We start from the raw sequence: 19977 nt of genomic DNA on the forward strand, positions 1-19977 counted from the left end.
CATATATTATATAATATTTATATGGCAGGAATAAAAATGCAAATATAAGAGTAAACACCTCATATGTTAAAATAATTAATAATTAAATAACCATAAAAAAGATTAAAAGGAAAGTTGTGGGAGAAAATGAGCAATATTATATTTCTTAATTCAAGTAAAGTAAATTTTGATAACAAACTTGATTTTTCATTACTAGATAAATTAGGCCAAGTTACTACATACGAAGATAGTAGTAATGATGAAATTTTAGAACGAGTTAAAGACCAAGAAATAGTAATTACAAAAGAGATGACAATTGGGAGAGATTTAATTGAAAAATTTCCGCCTTGTGTTAAATTAATCTGTGAAGCTGGTACGGGATATAATAATATTGATATTGAAGCTGCAAAAGAAAAAAATATATCTGTGTGTAATGTGCCAGGTTATAGCAGTGAAGCAGTAGCTCAGTTAGTTGTTACATTTATATTAAACTTAACTTCATCATTATCAGAGCAGCAAAGGATGATTGAAAATAAAAATTATGATAACTTTACTAAGTATCTTCAAGTCCCTCACTTTGAAATACAAAACAAAACTCTTGGAGTTATTGGTGCTGGAGCTATTGGTCAGCAGGTAATAAAAGTAGCTAAAGCCTTAGGAATGAACATACTTGTATACAGCAGAACTCCAAAAGATTTAGGAGATTCAGCTATTAAATTTGTTAGTCTTGAGGAGCTTCTCAAGGAGAGTGATTTCGTTACTTTGCATTGTCCTCTGACAAGTGACACAAAGCATCTCATTAATAAGTCTAAATTAGAACTTATGAAACCAGAAGCTTGTATTATAAATACTTCAAGAGGTGCAATTATAAATGAAATGGATTTAATTGAAGCACTTAAAAATAGAGAAATTGCAGGAGCAGCACTTGATGTTCAGGAACAAGAACCTCCAGAATTAAATAATCCACTTTTTGACATGAAGAATGTTATTCTTACTCCACATATAGGATGGAGATGCCTTGAATCAAGACAAAGACTTGTAAACTTATTGGCTGATAACATTGAAGCATTTATTAAGGGAAGTCCTATTAATACTGTTTACTAATATTTGAAATATTTTTGAGGAAATGTGTTATAAATTGTTTATTGAAAGGAATTGCTAATTTTAAGCAGTTTCTTTTTTTATCTTAATTATTGGTAAATATCATGAAATATAAGATTAAAATGTTAATCGTTGATATAAAAAAGCAAAAAAATGAAATTGATAATTTAGGAATTGAAATTAAAATGGTAAGGAAATATATTTAGAGATTGGAATATTTTAATACATTCCTTTTACTGTATTAGGCGAAACTTCCTAGTTTTACGTACCTATAAATTAGATAAAACAGGAATGTAAACTATTTAATAATAATATATATTATAAGAGTAAGATTTCTAAAAAGAAAAAAGTAGTATCAAGGTATAAGTCTCTTTTAACAATTCATAGTATATAATGAAAATTTGGGGGTGTACAAAAAATGGCAGAGATTAAGACAGTGCAAGAAGCGGTAGAAAATATTAAAGACGGGATGAAAGTTATGACAGCAGGCTTTTTAGGAGTAGGTGCTCCATTAAAGATGATAGACGCATTAGCAGAAACAGATGTTAAGAACCTTACACTTATTCAAGCCGTATCAGCTCATCCGGGAGAAACACATGATATTGGTAAGCTTGTAGCAAATAAACAAATAAAAAAATTTGTAGGCGCACATATTGGAACTTGTCCTGAAATACAAGAACAATACAATGCAAGAGAACTTGAAGTGGAATTTATACCTATGGGAACTATAGTAGAATGTATAAGAGCTGGAGGAGCTGGGCTTGGTGCAGTTATAACTCCAACTGGTCTTGGAACTGAAATTGAAAAGGGAAGAGATAAACTTACTGTAGAAGGAAAGGAATATTTAGTATTTCCAGCAATAAAGGCAGATGTTGCCCTAATTAAGGGTTTTAAAGCTGATAAACTTGGGAATATCGTATATAGAGGGACAACTAAAGGAACAAATACAATTATGGCGCTTGCTGCTGATTTAGTTATAGCTGAGGTAGATGAAATTGTAGAAGTCGGCGAAATTCCCCCTGACAGTGTTGGAACACCGGCTATATTAGTAGATATAATTGTTCAAGGTGATTCTATTGAGGATAGAACAAAGTATTTTGAAGATTTATGGATAAGAACTAAAAAAATGAAATAAGGGGGTAAAAGATGGATAGTAAAGAGATTATTGCAAGAAGAATCGCAAAAGAGTTTAAAGAAGGAATGGTTGCTAATTTAGGATTCGGGATACCTAATATGGCTGCAAACTATTTGCCAGAAGGAATAGATATAATATTACAATGTGAAAATGGAGCATTGAAGTTTGGAGAAACTCCAGCTATAGGCAAATCTGATCCGGACTTGGCTAATTCTGGTGGCGCTCCAATTACTTTATTACCAGGAGCCTCAACATTTGAAATGGATCTATCCTTTGCAATAATAAGAGGAGGACATGTTGATATAACTGCATTAGGTGCCTTAGAGGTAGATCAAGAAGGAAATATTGCTAACTGGAAGATACCTGGAGTTTTTGCACCAGGCATGGGAGGTGCAATGGATCTTTTAGTAGGAGCAAAATATGTAATAGCTGCTTTAAATCACAATGACAAAAAAGGTAATCCAAAGGTGCTAAAGAAATGTACATTATCTTTATCAGCTGCAAAGTGCGTTGATCTTATAATTACAGATAAAGCGGTTATGAAGGTTACAGATAAGGGATTGGTATTAATGGAAGTAGCACCAGATTTAACTGTTGATGAAGTATTAAAGATCACTGATGCTGATTTAATAATAGATAAAGATGTTAAAGAAATGGATATATAATAATCGTGGTTAAAAAAATCAAGTAAAATTTTATTATTTGTTGTATTGTAAATATAGAATTTTGAAGAGTCTAAGGCTAGACAAAATCTAGCTTTAGACTCTTCGTTATCTTAAGATGTAACTATAAAATTAAGAGGCATACAAATGAAAAAAGCTAAAATGAAAAAATATTTAATAATATTTATTTTTTTTGTCAGAAGATGATATTGAATTACGAATAGTATTAAGAAGGAAAAAAATATATTATTATGTTTAAATATGAAAGCAAGGAGTGTATTGGAAGATGAAAACTAAATTAATCAAAAAAATTATGATGTTAACAATTACAACAATCACTGCTATAGGAATGTTTTCTGTAGGTGCTTCAGCATCTTGGAGACAAAATACGCATGGTTGGTGGAATCAAAAAGGAAATGGATATTCAATGGGATGGGATCGAATCGGAAGTCAGTGGTTTTATTTTAATCCAGATGGATATATGAAAACTGGTTGGCTTAAAGATGGGGACAAGTGGTACTTCTTAAATTCAAATGGAGATATGAAGACTGGCTGGGTTCAAGATGCAGGAAAATGGTATTATTTAAATCCTAATGGAGATATGGCATATAATACAGCTGTTGATGGTTATATATTAGGTCCTGATGGTGCTTGGACAGTTGATATCAATGTTACTACTGGGGCAGCCGTTAATATTACCATAACTCCAACAACAGAGGCAGCAGTAACTTTACCGTTTAGCGGTAATGATGATAATAAGTATTTAGATAAATTCAACAAGGAAAAAGAAAAGGTTGAAAAGTTTTTGGATAAAACAAAGGAAAAATTAGATGAGCAAACTCAAAAAATGCAACAAAAATTAAACCAAGCTTGGTGGTACTTGCATAGATAAATATTATTATTAGTTTTTTATTAAAATCTATCTAAAATTATACTTAACACAAAATTAAAAGTTTTAAGGGCATAGAAGTTAATTCTCTATACCCTTTAATTTTTATGTGTATCGAGATTATTATAAAGATTCAAAAAGGTAACAATCCTAGAATATTAGCCTAAAATTAAAAAAAATAGAAGAGGTTATTTTGGAATATAACAATTGGATAAAGAAGAACAATAGAGAGGATAAAATAGAAAACAATGAGGATTTTTTACAAACAGAATAAGCTTTAAAAGATAGTAGACAGTAGAAATATTGTTTGCTATTTTTTATTTTTGTTAAGCTAATGTTAAGGAAACATTATTATAATAAGAATTGTTAAAAAAACTTTTTCATTAGTAACTCTTTAATTAAGCAGCCATTAATTTGGCTGTATTTTTTTATTTAAAATGAAAAAGGCAGTAACCAAAGTTACCATCAAGTACATTTGGCAATATAATTGTAATTTATGTACTAGTTATAAACCAATGAGTGGAGTTAGTATTTTTTTGAATAATAATGATTTTATTGTCGAATACTATTTTATGATTTATAGAATTACTATATAACAGAGGAGGAAATAGTATTGAATAAAAAATCGAAAAGGTTTATAACCTGGGTTATATTAATGACCATTGCTTTTTCATATATAATAAATGTAAATGTAATGGCCGAAATGACTAATGACAATGGTGTACATTTGGTTCTAGATGGGTTTAACAATAACAGTATCCTACCAAAACATTTTCGGAAAACTACTGATTTAACAGTTGTAAAAAACAATAAAGATTTGATTCTTAATGGCTTGGATAAATTAAATATTTCTGGAAGCCAACAATTTTCGGGAAATAACATCCAGCTATTAACAAAAGCTATTGATACTTCGTTGCCTATAACAGTAATAGATTTAAGGCAAGAATGTCATGGATTCATAAATGGATTTGCAGTAAGCTGGGCAGACGCAAAGAATAACGCAAATGTAGGGCTTACTAGAGATCAAGTTATAGCTAAAGAAAAAGAGGATTTAAAAAGTATCAAAATAAATGAACCCATAACTTTTTACAATAATTCTAAGGAAACTATGGTTGTTAAAACAGTTCAAAACGAAGAAGAACTTACTAAATCTAAAAATTTAGGATATCAAAGAATAACGGTTAGAGATGGTGGAATACCTACTGATGATATGGTTGATTATTTTATGGAAGTTATAAAAAATAAGCCAAAAGACTCTTGGCTCCATTTCCATTGTAAAGAAGGGATTGGAAGGACATCTACTTTCATGATAATGTATGATATGATTAACAATTATAAGGAAGTTAGTGCTGATGGAATAATTAAAAGACAATTAGCATTAGCAAATTTTGAAGATGTCACACTAAAGTCTTTTTATAATAATGAAAGAATAGGCTTTTTAAATAAATTTTATGATTATTGCAAAGCTAATGGTGATTCATTTAATACAAAATGGAGTAAATGGGAAAGTAAATCTTCGAGTATAGATAAAGCAGATAATTCTGATACTGCACAAGTAATGAATATGAATCCCGCTTATATAAAGAATAATATAATTCCTAAATCTTTATATGTTATTTCTTTAGATTCAATGCTACCTAGTGAAAGAACAATGATAACTAGCCTTCAGGGGCTAGTTAATAATCATTGTTCTTTTCAAATATATACGATTAATTCTTCTCAGCCAGATTATAAAATATGGTTGGAAGATTTAAAAAGTAATTACAAGGTATCCTATGAGATAATATCAGATCCGTGGCAGTTAGTAAGTATATACAAAGATTACATAAATGGATATGTGCTCTATAGCAGTAAGATGCCAAAAGATTCTTCAATAAATAATGCGTGTTCCTTGGCATCTTTAAATAAAGCTTTAGTTATTGATGAGACAATAGAGCCTAAAATAAAGGAGATGGGAATAGAACTTAAAGGAGATTGCAGGAATACAGATGAATGTTGGGCTTATAATAATTTATGGAATAAAGGATTAAATCATTCCATGGTAATAGAGCTCGCTCCCGATAGAATTGATGCATTAAGGGATTATGCGATAATGACTAAATCGTTAATATTTTATGAAAAAAGCATAGATAAAACAGTCCTTAGGGACAAGATATTTTCTTCAATGGAGGGTGATTCTACTTGCTTAGGTTGGGGACCAGATGAGTTTATTAATGTAAGTACTGCATCAAAACATGGTGTTAGTATGGTTGCAGCAGATTGGTCTTATAATTTAACTAGCTTAAGTGCTTTTAATAAGCCTCATCTCACTAAAAAATCTTCACTTACAGTTCCCAAAGAGGATAATGTGCATTATGTTACGTTTATAATGTCGGATGGAGATAATCAGCAGTGGAACCTTGGAACTAACTATGGATCTCCTAAATGGTTTGGGTATGAAAATAGAGATAAACTTGCTTTAGGCTGGTCTATAACTCCAGCATTATATTACTTAACTCCGACTGTGTTCAATTTATATTATAAAAGTATAAGTAATGAAAACCAGAAAAATAACTTTATTGTAGCGCCTTCTGGAAATGGATACATATATCCAAGCAAATTTCCTCGTAATAAATTAAGTGTATATGTTAATTCGTTAAATGATTATATGAAAAAAGTTAATGAAAATTATGTTGCAATAATAGATGATTCAGCCTTTAATGATATTGAGCTTTGGGATAATTTCACTAAGAAGTCAAATATTCAAGGATTATTTTATCTTGATTATCATAGACATGATAATTATAAAGGAAAAATTTTATGGTCTAATAATAAACCTATTGTATCCTGCAGAGATTTACTTTGGGATTCCCTTGAAAATGAGGAGGATTTAGTGAAAAAAATAAATGATAGGGTTAATTCAGGACAAATAAATGTTCACAATTCAGAAGCTTACACTTTTGTTTATGTTCATGTCTGGTCAAAAGAAGCAGGAAATGTCGAGGAGGTAATAAACATGTTAAGAGACAACAAAAGTGTAAGGGTAGTCCCTCCTGAAGTTTTCATGGAATTGATAAAGAAAAATGTTAAACCTGATAAGCAAGAAATGGGATTTGCTAGAATTTATTAAAAATTATAGCAGTAACATAGAATATGTAACTATATGAATTTGATTGGGATCGCATCCATAAAAAATTAGACAAAAATCAGACTTCGAAAGAAATTTTTGGTATAATGTATGCGGGGTGGTACTTTGAACGTAAATATGTATTTTAGTTTGATACTTCTTATATCATCAATCATAATGATCCATATAGGAATTTTTTCTTGGAAAAAAAATAAGAAAGACATAGCTATAGCTTTCATTCCTGTAGTAATATATGAAATGGGATATGCATTTGAAATATTGTGTACGAACATTGAAAATGTAGTGTTTTGGATAAGAGTTGAATATATAGGGATAGTATTTTTACCGGTGATGTGGTTGATCTTTTCAATTAATTTTAATGGACACAAAGATAAACTTAAAAAGAGTACATTAATATCATTATGTATTTTTTCTATTATTACATTAATAATCAATTATACAAATGATTTTCATCATTTATTTTATAAGAATATATATATGAACAATGATGGTTTATTTCCAATTGTAGAAATAGTAAAAGGACCATGGTATTGGGTGAATATTGCTTATACATATATTTTATTGATTATAGGATTTTTGATTTTTGTATCTGCTTATTTTAAGGCGGTATACATTGTTAGAAAACAGCTATTATTTTTAATAATAGCTTGGGTAATTCCTTGGATTTCAGATATTATCTATATGTTGGGCATACTGCCTTTTAATTTAGATTTATGTCCGCTGGCATTTTCTTTTTCAGGCATAATTTCAAGTTTTGCTATATTAAACTATAAACTTTTAAAACTTACACCAATAGCTTTAGAGAAAGTTTTTTCCAATATGTTAGATGGGGTTATAATACTTGATTATGAAAACAATATAGTTAATTTCAACAACTCTTCTAAAAACATTATCGAAGAATTGAAAGATATTGAAGTAGGCGAGAAAAAAATTGATGAGATATTTAAGGAGTATAAAGAATTACTAAAAGCTATAAACAATAATATTTCTGATGAACATTTACTGACCATAAAAAATGATGAGCAGTTAAGGTATTTTAAGATTAATATTAACAATATATATGAAAAAAATGGAGATGTCATTGGAAAAGTATTGATTTTTAATGATGTTACTGAAAGTGAGCAGCAACGAAAGAAGTTATCAGATAATTTAAATTTTCTTCAAACGTTAATGGATGCTATTCCTAACCCGATATTTTCTAAAAATGAAGAAGGCGTATATAATCATTGTAATGCTGCTCTTACAGAATTTTTAGGAATGAGGAGAGAAGACTTTATAGGGAAGACTGTGAATGAATTGTTTGAAAACAGTCTGGCACAAATTCATAGTGAATATGATAAGAATTTAACTGATAACAGAGGAACTCAAGTTTATGAATCAAAGCTTATTCATAATGATGGCACATATCATGATGTGATTTTTAGTAAATCAGTGGTTGAAAGTGACTATGAAAATAATAAAGGATTAGTTGGGGTAGTAATAGATATTACTGAAGAAAAAAGGAATAAAGAGAAAATAAATAAGTTATTAAAGTTAAAAGAAGCAATGTCTAAAATTGGATATTTAATTAATGAAATAACTGATATTAATGATTTGCTTCAAATAATATTAAATGAAGTTATTAATTGCATTGATGATAGAAGTTGTGGTTCAGTATTACTTTTAGATGAGGATAAAAATATGAAAATAGCTGTAGCTAAAGGTTATGATTCACAAGAAATTAAGACATTTTCACTTAAGCTTGAAGAACATCGCTTGAGATTTAATGATGGAGAAAAAATAAATAAAACTGTTATTTTTAATAATATTGATAAATTTGGAGATATAATAATGCTAGACACAATAGAAGGAGAAAAAATAAGATCTGCTATGAGTTCGCCTATTGTTATAAATGATGAATTATATGGTTTCCTAAATATTGATAGTATATATAATAATATTTTTAGTGAAAATGACTTGGAATTGATGGAATATATGAGAAATCAGGCTTCGATTGCTATTATTAAGCATAAGCTTATTGAAGAGACTAAATATTTGTATAGATACGACAAATTAACGAATGTGTATAATAGAAGTTATTTTGAACAGGTGATTAATAAAGATATTTATAGTGATAGTATAAATAAAAATGAATTTTTAGCAGTAGTTTTTGATTTAAATAATTTAAAATATGTTAATGACAATTATGGCCACTTAATTGGTGATAAATTAATTATGACTTTCTCAGAAGAATTAATAAAATTAGCTGGAGATTCTGATATTATAGGAAGATATGGAGGAGACGAATTTATAGGTATTTTCTTTGATGTAGAATATCAAACTCTAAGTAACAAATTTGAAAAACTCATTAAACACTTTAAGAGTAATCCAATAATATTTGAGGATCATAAAATTGTATGCAGCTATAGTTATGGAATTGCTAATTCTCCAAGGGATGGAGCAGAGTTTGCTGAATTGGTAAAGGTTGCTGATGGACGTATGTATGAATATAAGCGTAAAGAAAAAAATACAATCAAGTTAAATTAGTGGATAATCAGTAAATGTGTCTGAGGATGCTTATAATTTTACCTAAGGAAATGAAAACAACATATAAAGCCGAGCTTTTCTTATATTTAGGAAATCTCGGCTTTAATTAAATTTCAAGAGTAAAGAGAAACTGAAAACTTCCCGGTAAAAACTAGAAAATAATTTTATGTATTTGAGAGAAATTTAAAAGTAGCTTGATTTATATAATGGCTATGAGGGAGTAGGTAAAATATTTAAGGACTATCTGTCATAAACACTAACAGTGCGCTTGTAAATTACTTAAATCCAAAATCAATTGAAACAGAAGAGGCGTTTGATTTTGAAATATATCCTTAATGAAAAGAATGTAGATTATTATAACAATAATTTAATAGTTAAAAATGATAAGCAGAAGTTTAAATAAACTTCTGTTTTTTGTGGTAAAATATAACTAATAACTAGAATTTGTAATTAAAAGATATAATATGAAGTGAATTGGACAAAGTAATCATAAATGATTTAAAAAAATGCGAAAAATTGAATATAATTAACCTCTTGACTTTACCCTTAACTGGAAGGTTTATACTATGGTTGTCGGCAGAAAGGAGAATGGATTGTGTACACTATTGGTCAATTTTCAAAAATTGGGAGAGTTTCAACTAAGACACTTCGTTATTATGACGATATTGAGCTGTTAAAGCCAGCATACGTGGATAGAACTACTCAGTATAGATACTATTCATATGAGCAAGTTTTACAACTTCTTTCCATAACTGAATTAAAAGAATATGGCCTAAAATTAGAAGAAATTAAGGCTATTATGGATAAGCAGGATGTTGACTTACTTAAAAAGTTTCTAAATAATAAAATCACTGAGATTGATAAAGAAGTTCAAAATAGTCTGAAACTCAAACATTCTATTGAAAAAAAAATCAAAAAAATTGAGTCAGGAGGCAATATTATGGAAGCAAAGAAAGATTTAAAGGTTGAATTGAAGGAAAGACAGCCACTAGTTGTTATTAGTAGACGAACAATCACAAGTATGAGCAATATAAGCAGTGTTATAGGAAAGGTATTTGAGGATATTTTTAAGATGAATCTTAAGCCAGCAGGGTCTGTAATGACAGTTTATCATGATAAACAAGAATTTGATGTTGAAAATGCAGATTGTGAGATTTGCGTTCCAGTGAATAGTAATGCAAATATGGAGAAAACCGAAAAAATAAAGGAATTTGCAGGTGGACTAGTTGCGACTACAACCTTTGTAGGACCATATTCTAGGCTTGGAGAAGCTTATGCAAAAGTAACGAAATGGATTGAAGACAATGGATATAAGTATGCTGGGGCACCTTTTGATATTTATTTGAATGGACCTCAAAGTGTTAAAAGTCCAGAAGAGTTTGTGACAGAGGTTTGTTTTCCAATTAGTAAATAGTATATTGATGTGTAAGATCGAATTTTATATTTGTTGCTAAGCAACTATGCGCTTATATAATGAATAATGCATCCAATTTTTAAGAGTTAAATAGGCTGAGATTTTCATATATTTAGAAAATCTCAGCCTTTTTTTATACTGCTTATACCAGAGCGCTCATTTTTTAGGTGAATACTACTCAGGACAGAGAACATCATAGCTTAAATGTAATTATTAAACTTTTTTGAAAATAAAAGTCCTCAATATATAATATTGACTTTTGAGAATATTTGACTTAGTACAAAGTTATACTAAGTATAAAAATATACGAAGTGTAATCTTTAATATGGCTTAAAGTTGCATATCCTAGAGGGAATTATGATGATGAATAGAAGAGAACGTAAAAAAGAGTTAACTTAGATATATCAAAAGCCCAAATCATATAAAGGGGAAATCCTTGTAGCGCCTTTTACTGATCTAGGATGGGCGCCACTTTTTATAAATGCAGGTGGATTAGTAATGGAAGTAGGGGGACTTTTAACTTTATTATGATATTCATGTACTTAAATGAATAGTGCAAATCAATATATGAAAAAATAAAATAAAAATATATCTATAATATAGAGAGAAAAATGTGAGGATAAATCTTTATGAAAAAGTTTATATGTCTATTTTTTGTAGTGTTGCTAGCTTGTATTTTCATAGTGCCTGTTTCTAATTGTAATGCAGATACTATTACTACAAGCGAAGATAGCGATAATAAAATTTATGATTTGCAGCAGAATGAGTTTAAATACTATAAAATTACGCATAAAGGAGCTCTAGGAATTCCGATTTCAGGTTCATTTCCAGAGTCTGAGGTGGGGGATATTAGAAAATATACGGTAGAGCCTAAGTACTTTGAATCTATCAGTAATAATAAGGTTGAAATAACTATTTCACAAGTTAATATTACAGGATCGACTGATAACTTTGATACGATTTTGAAAGATAATAAGTATATAAAGGACATAAAATTAGAGCAACTTGAGAATAATACTGTAAAAGTTAATATTGAAACTTTTGGAAAAACTAATATTAAAGTAAGTCCAGTAAAAAGAAGATATTCATCCCTAGGAGACAATAAATATAAATTTACAACCTTTATAGATGTTACTTTTGAAGAAAAGATTAAGGATAATTCTAAAATAATAATTATTGATCCTGGCCATGGAGGCTCAGAGCTTGGAACAACAGCTAATTTTACTTATGAAAAGCAGTTGAATTTAGATATATCAAAAAGAATAAAAGAAAATCTTGAAAAAGCAGGATATCGCACATATATAACAAGAAATGATGATACCAATGTAGGGTTATTGGATAGAACAGATTGTGCAAATCTTTTAAATGCAGATTTATTTTTCTGCATACATAATAATTCACTTCCGCTAGATGTGACTATGCAGTGTGTTCATATGTTTAGAGGAACTACGGTGCTATATAATTCAACTGCACCAAAACCAGGAAGAGAATTTGCTACTATACTTATGCGGGAAGTATCTAGCACAATAAAAACTAATACATATCCACTTCAGGATAGACCAAATCTTGCAGTTTTATCTTCAGCATGGTGCCCGGCAGTACTTTTGGAAACTACCGTCGAGACTGATGATGGGGATGCAAAGATGATGATGCATAGAATTAACAGTCAGAAAGTTTCTGATGCATCACTTAGAGCTGTAAATAAATATTTTAACGAGTAAATATCCTAGGTATGTGGAAGAAAATAAAAGAACAATTATATAAGTATATTGGTCTATTACTTTTTGAAGGTGCCGTAGATAACTGAAGGAGGGGATATACATGCGGTTAACAAAGATTATTAGTGAATTTTTTTCAGTTATTATTATTCCAGCAATAATTCTTATATCATATAACAGCAGTGCAAAAGCTGATGAAGCATCTGGTGCGGATTTTGCCCATACAGATTTAGGCACTGTTTCAGGATTAGCAGTTGAAAAGCAAAGTCCATATGTTGAATATGCAGGAGTTGACCATTATCCAGTTATAAGTGGTGACACAGTTAAAATTAATATTAGTTCTAAATATGACGGAGATTATTCAGACTATGGTAGCTATGATCCAGTGCAGTATAAAGTGTTTATAGCTAAGTATAATGATAAGAGATATACAGAATTAACTAAGGGATATACAAAAGCCATACCAGCATACAATGATTTTATTATAGAAGATAATAAGCCGTTAACTGAAGGTAATTACAAAGTTATGATTTTTGTAAAGAGATCTTCATCTAAAGGAATAGCGCAGAACTCATATGGTGCATATGACAATTTATATAATTTTAATTTCACCTCATTTAGCAGTTTAAATGCTCCTAAAAACGATGATTCGAAGGTTTCAAATTCATCAGGTAATATTGTAAATGATGGAATGGCTGTGGAAGATAATGATTATATATATTATATAAACAGAGTGGGAGATGTTTATGGAGCGGCTCCTGATTATCTATATAAAATAAAGAAAAATGATATCCCTAGAAAAGATTTTTGTGATTTAAGTTATAATACAAAAGTAATTCCAAATAGAGTATGGAATCTTAATCTTGTTGATGACTGGATATATTATAGCAATTGGAAAGATCCTTTTCATCATAGTATAAATAAAGTTAAAAAGGATGGAACAGAAGACACATTGATTGCAAATGAGGCAACAGGTAATATGTTTGTAGAGGGAAATTGGATATATTATGTTAAAAGAACTAATTCTCATTCAATTGATTTAAATAATATATACAAGATGTCCTTAGATGGTACTTGTAGAATAAAGCTTAATTCTACTGCTACAGAAGATATGACCGTAAGTAATGAATGGATTTACTACACCAATATATCTGATGGATATAAAATCTACAGAATGAAATTAGATGGCAGTGATAATGTAAAAATCTGTGATGATGAAACTTTATTTATGACTGTATGCGAAGATACTGTATTCTATAGTAATAAGTCAGATGATGATAAGTTATATAAAATAAATGCAGATGGAACTCAGAAAGTGAAATTATCTAATAACAAAGTTACATTTATAAATGCAAGTAAAGATTATGTTTATTATGTAAATTACTCAGATAATGAAAATCTTTATAAAATTCCAGCTAGTGGAGGAAGATCTAAAAAAATCACTAATGAATATGGAACTAATATAACAATTCTAAATGATAAAATATATTTTGATGGCATGTTTTATAATAGTTGAGTTTTAACCACTACAAAAATGTAGTGGTTAAAATATTTGATGAAAATGAGTATTTATACGTCAATAGAAGTTAAAATCCTATTTATCAACGATAACTAAATATATATTATTTGAAATCATTTTTATTGCTATTTTTATTACTATTCTTTTTTTGAGCAGTTTTACTCTTATTGCTCTTATCATTGCTGTATTTGGAATCACTCATTGATATCACCACCTTTTTCACTTTTATTGCTATATTCTATAATTAGTATTTACATTTTAAATTAATTATATAGATATTATTCTCAAAATTAATAACTTAATACGTTGTGATTAAAAAGCACTTAAAGAAATATAATGTACATGAAAGTGAGAGCTCCAATTTTGCATTTGAACTCTCAAGTTTTCTCAGTGAATGAGGATAATAGACAAAATATAAATTGACATCATTTGCCGAAACAGTATAATATAAAATAAAAAGGAAGTGAATTTACAATGACTCTAACTATAGTAGTTAGCTCCATGCAAAGATTGTAGCATATGAAAAACTTTTGCTTGGAGCCAATATATAAATATTGAGTTTTTCATATTTTACTCTTCTTTGCATCTTCATTTATAAATTAAATGTTGATTGGAGCGAGGGTTTATGAAATATGAAAAAGCACAAAATATACTGCCACACGGTATAATTGAGACAATTCAAAATTATATTGATGGCGGATATATCTATATACCTAAAAAAAATGAAAATAAAAAGTCCTGGGGAGAAAATACTGAGACTAAAAGATATCTTAATGAAAGAGATAAGGAAATTTTCGATAAGTATTCCTCTGGAACGTCTGTTAAAATTCTAGCTGAAAAGTATTTCTTAACAGAAGGCAGTATTAGAAGAATAATCAGGAATCAAAAGAATTCTACTTAGATATAAAGGCATATTTTTCACAGTTGGTACTATGAAAAATATGCCTTGAATTTTTATCTCCATATATTTGTTTGAAGCTATTTTTTGGAGGTAGCTTTTTTAACTGTAGTTCATGCTGTATATTGCTTAGTATTAAGTTTAAAAAATATAATAAGATTTACATATTAAGTTTTAAAGTAAAAAGTTCAAGCATATCATAGATTGATTACTATGTTTGGATTATTTATGAAAGGTGTAAATCTATATGAAGAAAACTAATATGAAAAAGCTTTTTAAAATTGAATTTAATAAAAAAATTATTACTTTTATAGTATTAACTATAGTAGTATATTTGCTTATTTCGTTATATTTTGCTAGTCATTATTTTTTTAATACAGAAATAAATGGAATAAATATATCGTTAAAAGCACATAAGGATGTAGATAATGTGATTAATAGTTATATTAAAGATTATAAGCTAAAGTTAATTGAAAGAGAGGGGGAAACAGAAGAAATATTAGGGCAAGATATAGGACTGCAATACAATGAAAAAAATGACATTCCTAAAATTAATAAAATACAAAGTTCATTTAAATGGATAAGTTCCTTATTAATGGAGCAAGATTATTATGAAGAAGACTTATTACTCTATAATAAAGATAAGCTGGAGAACAAAATAAATGATTTAAATTGTTTGAATAAAGAGATTATAGATCCCCAAAATGTAACTTTCGTGTATTCAAATGGTTCTTATGAAGTGGTTAAAGAAGTATATGGAAACAAGATATACACAGATAAATTAAAAGAATCTATAAAGATTAGTATATCAAAAGGAAAAGCAAATTTAGATTTAAATGAAAATGCTTGCTACGAAAATCCAAAGTACACAATTGAATCAAATAAAACTATGGAAACTAAGAATTTATTAAATAAGTATGTGGGAGCAAAGATAAATTATACATTTGGAAATAAGAATGAAATAGTAGATGGAGATACAATAAATAAGTGGCTTAGCGTAGATGATAATTTAGAAGTATTGATAGATAAAAAAGCAGTTTATAGTTATATAAGCGAACTTAGTAAAAAATACAATACAGTTGGTATACCAAGAGAATTTAAAGCATCTACAAATAAAATAATAGAAATTAAAGGTGGATTCTATGGGTGGAAAATTAATTCTATTGGTGAAACAAAAGCATTATTAGAAAATATAGAGCGTGGGGAAATACTCCAAAAAGAACCTATATATACACAAAAGGCTTTATATAGGGAGGAAGATGATATAGGTAATACTTATGTTGAAATTAATATAACAAGACAGCATTTATGGTTTTATAAGGATGGGAAGCTTGTAACTCAAGGAGATGTAGTAACAGGTAATCCTAATAGAGGTAATTCTACTAAACTTGGAGTTTATATGCTTAATTATAAAGAAAAAGGTTCTACTTTAAATGGACCTGGTTATGAATCAGATGTAAGTTATTGGATGCCTTTTAATGGAAATATAGGAATACACGATGCAAGCTGGAGATATTCTTTTGGTGGTAATATATATAAGAATAATGGATCTCATGGATGCGTAAATGCTCCGATATATTTAGCTAAAAAGATTTATGATAATATAGAGCCTGGAACACCTATCATATGTTATGAAGAATAGAAGTTAAAACATCTATATAAGATTTACTTGAGCACAATATTGTTTTTAATAATGCCTTAATCGATTATAAACATTACAGAATCATTTATGAACTTGGACTTTGTTTTGCATAGTGATATTATTCCTTATGAGGACATAAGGAGAGGGATAATATGAGTATTTTAACTATTGAAAACATGAGCCATTCATTTGGTGATAGAGTATTATTTAACCATGCATCTTTTAGATTATTAAAAGGGGAACATATTGGTCTTATTGGTGCTAACGGCGAGGGGAAATCAACCTTTATGAACATTATTACAAATCAAATTTTATCTGATGAAGGTATCATTGAGTGGAATAGTAAGTTTAGTATTGGATATATGGATCAGCTGGTTGACTTAAAAGAAGGAATTACTGTACTAAATTTTCTAAAAGATGCATTTATAAATTTATTTAATATAGAAAATAGAATTAATGATTTATATGATAAGCTTGGCGATATGTATGAAGAGGAAATGAATAAAGCCTTAAACAAAATTGCCATTATGCAGGAAATTTTAGACAAGAGTGATTTTTATAGTATTAACTCAAGAATACAGGCAACTGCAGCTGGCCTTGGAATAAAGGAACTTTTAGATAGGGATGCTTCAGCTTTAAGCGGAGGGCAGAGAACAAAAGTTTTGCTGGCCAAATTGCTTTTACAGAAACCAGATATTTTATTATTAGATGAGCCAACTAATCATTTAGATGAAGAACATATAGAATGGCTTAAAGATTTTTTAATAAACTATGAAAGTGCGTTTATATTAATATCGCATGATAATTGGTTTTTAAATAGTGTAGTAAATGTAGTATATCATCTTGAGAATAAAGTCTTAACAAGATATGAAGGAAACTATGATTATTTTGTTAAACTATATGATGCACGAAAAGAGCAACGGTTAATTGAATATAAAGAGCAGCAAAACCAAATTGCAAAACTTGAAGATTATATAAGAAAAAATAAAGCAAGAGCCTCAACTTCAAAACAAGCTAAATCAAGAGAGAAGAAACTTGATAAAATAGAAAGAATAGAGATTAAAAAAGAAATTATAAAACCTCAATTCAATTTTAAAAGTATAAGAATGCCAGAAAGCATAATTTTTAAAACTAATGATTTAATAATTGGATATGATAAACCTTTAAGTAAACCACTAAATTTAAAAATGAAGAGAGGGCAAAAAATTGCAATAACTGGAGCTAATGGTTTAGGAAAAACCACTCTTCTTAAAAGTTTACTTGGATTGTTAAAGCCTATAAATGGTGAAATATCCATAAGCGACTATAAAAAGATAGGATATTTTGAACAGGAAACTGCAGAAAATAATACTATTTCTGTTTTATATGATGTTTGGAACTGCTTTCCAAGCTTAACTCAAACTGAAGTGAGGAGGTATCTTGCTAGATGTGGATTAACTAGCAAGCATATAGACAGTCCTATTAATATATTAAGTGGAGGAGAACAAGCTAAAGTTAGATTATGTAAGTTAATTAATGAACCTACCAATGTATTAATTTTAGATGAACCGACAAATCATTTGGATATTTATGCTAAAAATGAACTTGAGCGTGCCTTAAAAGAATATGACGGCAGTATAATTATAGTATGCCATGAACCAGAGTTTTATAAAAATATTACAACAGATGTATGGAATTGTGAAGAGTGGAGATGTTGCAATAATTAACTATGAAAGAAGAATGGCTGAATACTTGATTAATATTAAAGAAGAGTCCCAAGACAAGCTAACTAAGCTGTAAGGGGCTCTTATAAATTATGTGATTTTTTTTAATACCGAATGCTTTTTAGATGAATTATTTAGATACTTGTATTTCGTTTCCTATGTTATATCTATCTATTTGTTCTATATTCTCCCTAAAAATTAATTCTAATGCTTTATCTTTTTTTACATTATTAAATTCTACAATATATCCAAGAGCATCATTTGGATTTTTGTAGAAACTCATATATTTATCGCTATCATAATCAGTATAATTAGTCTGACCTTCAACAAATTGATAATATATACTCATACTACTTGCCATTAGGAGACTTGCTTTTTCTGAAGTTCCCTTGCAATATACCTTTACACTATTATCATTTCTTTCAATATTGGATATTTCTCCCTTGCTTCCATCAGAAAAGTCAAAAGATTTTAAATATCTTACGTTATTAATTGTTTCTTTACTTTCATATTCTTTTGTATTATTGTTTTCATGTGATTTTCTAAATTCGTCCCAAGTTATATCGCAAGATAATGGTATTATGCTTATATCTTTTTGATCTTTAAGTATATCATAAGTAGCGGCCTTTGATTCGTAAGTTCCTTTTATTCCTTGACTATCTGAAGAACTTCCAGAGGACCTCAATTTATACATTTTATCTCCAACTTTCAATATCATTGATGAATCCATATATCTATCCTCATGGTCTTTTGGAGGTTCTTTATAAGTAACTACTGTACCTAAAACGTCAGACTCTAATTTATTTAATGTACAATCAGATCCAGATATCTTTGTTGATATGTCTTTTTCAATTGTTTTCTTAAATGATTCAGAAAAATCTACACTCGCATCCATTCCTATATTAACTTTATAATTTGGAAATACTAGATCTAGTCTTAAGTCACCATTTTCAGGAAAATCTTCTTCGTTGTTATCTTGATCTATAGTAATTAATAAAGTTTTATCATCTATATAATTACTTGACATACCTTGTCCACCAAAATGATTTTCTCCATAAAGCAATTGAACTATTGAATTATCATTTTTAGTTTGATCAAAAGGTTGTGTGCTTTCTACCTTAATTACTGCATTTAATTTATGTTTTGTTGCTAATGCCTTTTCCAGTGTTATTTTTAATCCATTTTGTATAACGCTCTTATTCACATTTATTGAATAGTCTTTGTAAGTTTCAGCAGATGTTGTACTATTGATATAAGTAGAAGTAACTTGTACATTATCAGCAGCTAAAGCAGGCGATTCTAATACACCAATAGCTAACATAAACCCCATAACTCCAAGAATTGGTCCTAATACTTTGCTAATTTTTTTGTTTACCATTAATATTTTCCCCCTTAAGTGATAAGTGAGAGTCCAAATCTATGATTTGGTACCTCGAACTTAGTTAAGTCGCGTTAGTGGCTTAACTTCCTTTATTCTATTTGGAAAATCGAATTTAGATGATAATATTCGATTCAGCTAAGTTTGTTTTTATTTTACAATTAATTATATCCCTATAATGGAAAAACATCAATTAATTAACTTTTGTTTTGATAAGATCTTAAAATATTTATATTTAAATGAAATTATTAAAATTGGATTCAACGAGTTTTGAAAAAATAATAAT

General features: G+C 28.7%; 13 protein-coding genes and 1 pseudogene. 13 read left to right on the forward strand and 1 reads right to left on the reverse strand.

Annotated elements, in window-relative coordinates:
- Positions 1–126 precede the first annotated feature (126 nt).
- The 13 genes and pseudogenes from CLCHR_RS09115 to CLCHR_RS09175 all read left to right on the forward strand — a co-directional run bounded on the left by CLCHR_RS09115 (position 127) and on the right by CLCHR_RS09175 (position 18316).
- Positions 127–1083: an NAD(P)-dependent oxidoreductase gene (locus tag CLCHR_RS09115; protein ID WP_079439399.1), complete on the forward strand. Its 957-nt coding sequence runs from the start codon at positions 127–129 to the stop codon at positions 1081–1083.
- A gap of 415 nt (positions 1084–1498) precedes the next feature.
- Entirely contained in the window at positions 1499–2215 is a 717-nt protein-coding gene (locus tag CLCHR_RS09120; protein ID WP_079439400.1) for a CoA transferase subunit A, read from the forward strand.
- 11 nt (positions 2216–2226) lie between these two features.
- Positions 2227–2880 carry a 3-oxoacid CoA-transferase subunit B gene (locus CLCHR_RS09125; protein ID WP_079439401.1) on the forward strand — a complete coding sequence of 218 codons (654 nt, stop codon included), beginning with the start codon at positions 2227–2229 and terminating at the stop codon, positions 2878–2880.
- Positions 2881–3163: 283 nt separating this feature from the next.
- Positions 3164–3769 carry a hypothetical protein gene (locus CLCHR_RS09130; protein ID WP_079439402.1) on the forward strand — a complete coding sequence of 202 codons (606 nt, stop codon included), beginning with the start codon at positions 3164–3166 and terminating at the stop codon, positions 3767–3769.
- A 610-nt stretch (positions 3770–4379) separates the two neighbouring features.
- A complete protein-coding gene (locus CLCHR_RS09135) occupies positions 4380–6875 on the forward strand; it encodes a GxGYxYP domain-containing protein (protein ID WP_079439403.1) in 2496 nt (831 codons plus the stop codon).
- 123 nt (positions 6876–6998) lie between these two features.
- Positions 6999–9419 (forward strand): histidine kinase N-terminal 7TM domain-containing diguanylate cyclase, encoded by a 2421-nt coding sequence (locus CLCHR_RS09140; protein ID WP_312291556.1) that lies wholly within the window; start codon positions 6999–7001, stop codon positions 9417–9419.
- Between the two features lie 595 nt (positions 9420–10014).
- Positions 10015–10833 (forward strand): MerR family transcriptional regulator, encoded by an 819-nt coding sequence (locus tag CLCHR_RS09150; protein WP_079439405.1) that lies wholly within the window; start codon positions 10015–10017, stop codon positions 10831–10833.
- Positions 10834–11256: 423 nt separating this feature from the next.
- Positions 11257–11355, forward strand: a pseudogene (locus CLCHR_RS25645) (PEP-utilizing enzyme); the annotation flags it as partial.
- A 107-nt stretch (positions 11356–11462) separates the two neighbouring features.
- Positions 11463–12554 (forward strand): N-acetylmuramoyl-L-alanine amidase family protein, encoded by a 1092-nt coding sequence (locus CLCHR_RS09155; RefSeq protein ID WP_079439406.1) that lies wholly within the window; start codon positions 11463–11465, stop codon positions 12552–12554.
- A 100-nt stretch (positions 12555–12654) separates the two neighbouring features.
- Positions 12655–14067: a DUF5050 domain-containing protein gene (locus CLCHR_RS09160; protein ID WP_079439407.1), complete on the forward strand. Its 1413-nt coding sequence runs from the start codon at positions 12655–12657 to the stop codon at positions 14065–14067.
- 628 nt (positions 14068–14695) lie between these two features.
- On the forward strand, positions 14696–14971 hold the full coding sequence (locus CLCHR_RS09165; RefSeq protein WP_079439408.1) for a CD3324 family protein: 276 nt from the start codon (positions 14696–14698) through the stop codon (positions 14969–14971).
- 244 nt (positions 14972–15215) lie between these two features.
- The gene (locus CLCHR_RS09170) at positions 15216–16610 is read left to right on the forward strand and encodes a L,D-transpeptidase family protein (protein ID WP_079439409.1); all 1395 of its coding nucleotides are present in this window, start codon (positions 15216–15218) and stop codon (positions 16608–16610) included.
- A gap of 152 nt (positions 16611–16762) precedes the next feature.
- Complete coding sequence (locus CLCHR_RS09175; protein WP_079439410.1) at positions 16763–18316, forward strand: ABC-F family ATP-binding cassette domain-containing protein; 1554 nt, start codon at positions 16763–16765, stop codon at positions 18314–18316.
- Positions 18317–18443: 127 nt separating this feature from the next.
- Here CLCHR_RS09175 and CLCHR_RS09180 read toward each other — a convergent pair whose 3' ends face one another.
- Positions 18444–19691 carry a DUF4179 domain-containing protein gene (locus CLCHR_RS09180; RefSeq protein WP_079439411.1) on the reverse strand — a complete coding sequence of 416 codons (1248 nt, stop codon included), beginning with the start codon at positions 19689–19691 and terminating at the stop codon, positions 18444–18446.
- Positions 19692–19977: the final 286 nt, after the last annotated feature.

The organism is Clostridium chromiireducens, from assembly GCF_002029255.1.
Lineage (GTDB): Bacteria > Bacillota > Clostridia > Clostridiales > Clostridiaceae > Clostridium > Clostridium chromiireducens.

What these genes read in the sequence shown, in the direction of transcription:
- CLCHR_RS09170 (WP_079439409.1), top strand. Translation starts at nt 15,216, where the DNA reads ATGAAGAAAACTAATATGAAAAAGCTTTTTAAAATTGAATTTAATAAA.
- CLCHR_RS09180 (WP_079439411.1), bottom strand. Translation starts at nt 19,691, where the DNA reads ATGGTAAACAAAAAAATTAGCAAAGTATTAGGACCAATTCTTGGAGTT.
- CLCHR_RS09175 (WP_079439410.1), top strand. Translation starts at nt 16,763, where the DNA reads ATGAGTATTTTAACTATTGAAAACATGAGCCATTCATTTGGTGATAGA.
- CLCHR_RS09120 (WP_079439400.1), top strand. Translation starts at nt 1,499, where the DNA reads ATGGCAGAGATTAAGACAGTGCAAGAAGCGGTAGAAAATATTAAAGAC.
- CLCHR_RS09115 (WP_079439399.1), top strand. Translation starts at nt 127, where the DNA reads ATGAGCAATATTATATTTCTTAATTCAAGTAAAGTAAATTTTGATAAC.
- CLCHR_RS09165 (WP_079439408.1), top strand. Translation starts at nt 14,696, where the DNA reads ATGAAATATGAAAAAGCACAAAATATACTGCCACACGGTATAATTGAG.
- CLCHR_RS09125 (WP_079439401.1), top strand. Translation starts at nt 2,227, where the DNA reads ATGGATAGTAAAGAGATTATTGCAAGAAGAATCGCAAAAGAGTTTAAA.
- CLCHR_RS09130 (WP_079439402.1), top strand. Translation starts at nt 3,164, where the DNA reads ATGAAAACTAAATTAATCAAAAAAATTATGATGTTAACAATTACAACA.
- CLCHR_RS09155 (WP_079439406.1), top strand. Translation starts at nt 11,463, where the DNA reads ATGAAAAAGTTTATATGTCTATTTTTTGTAGTGTTGCTAGCTTGTATT.
- CLCHR_RS09160 (WP_079439407.1), top strand. Translation starts at nt 12,655, where the DNA reads ATGCGGTTAACAAAGATTATTAGTGAATTTTTTTCAGTTATTATTATT.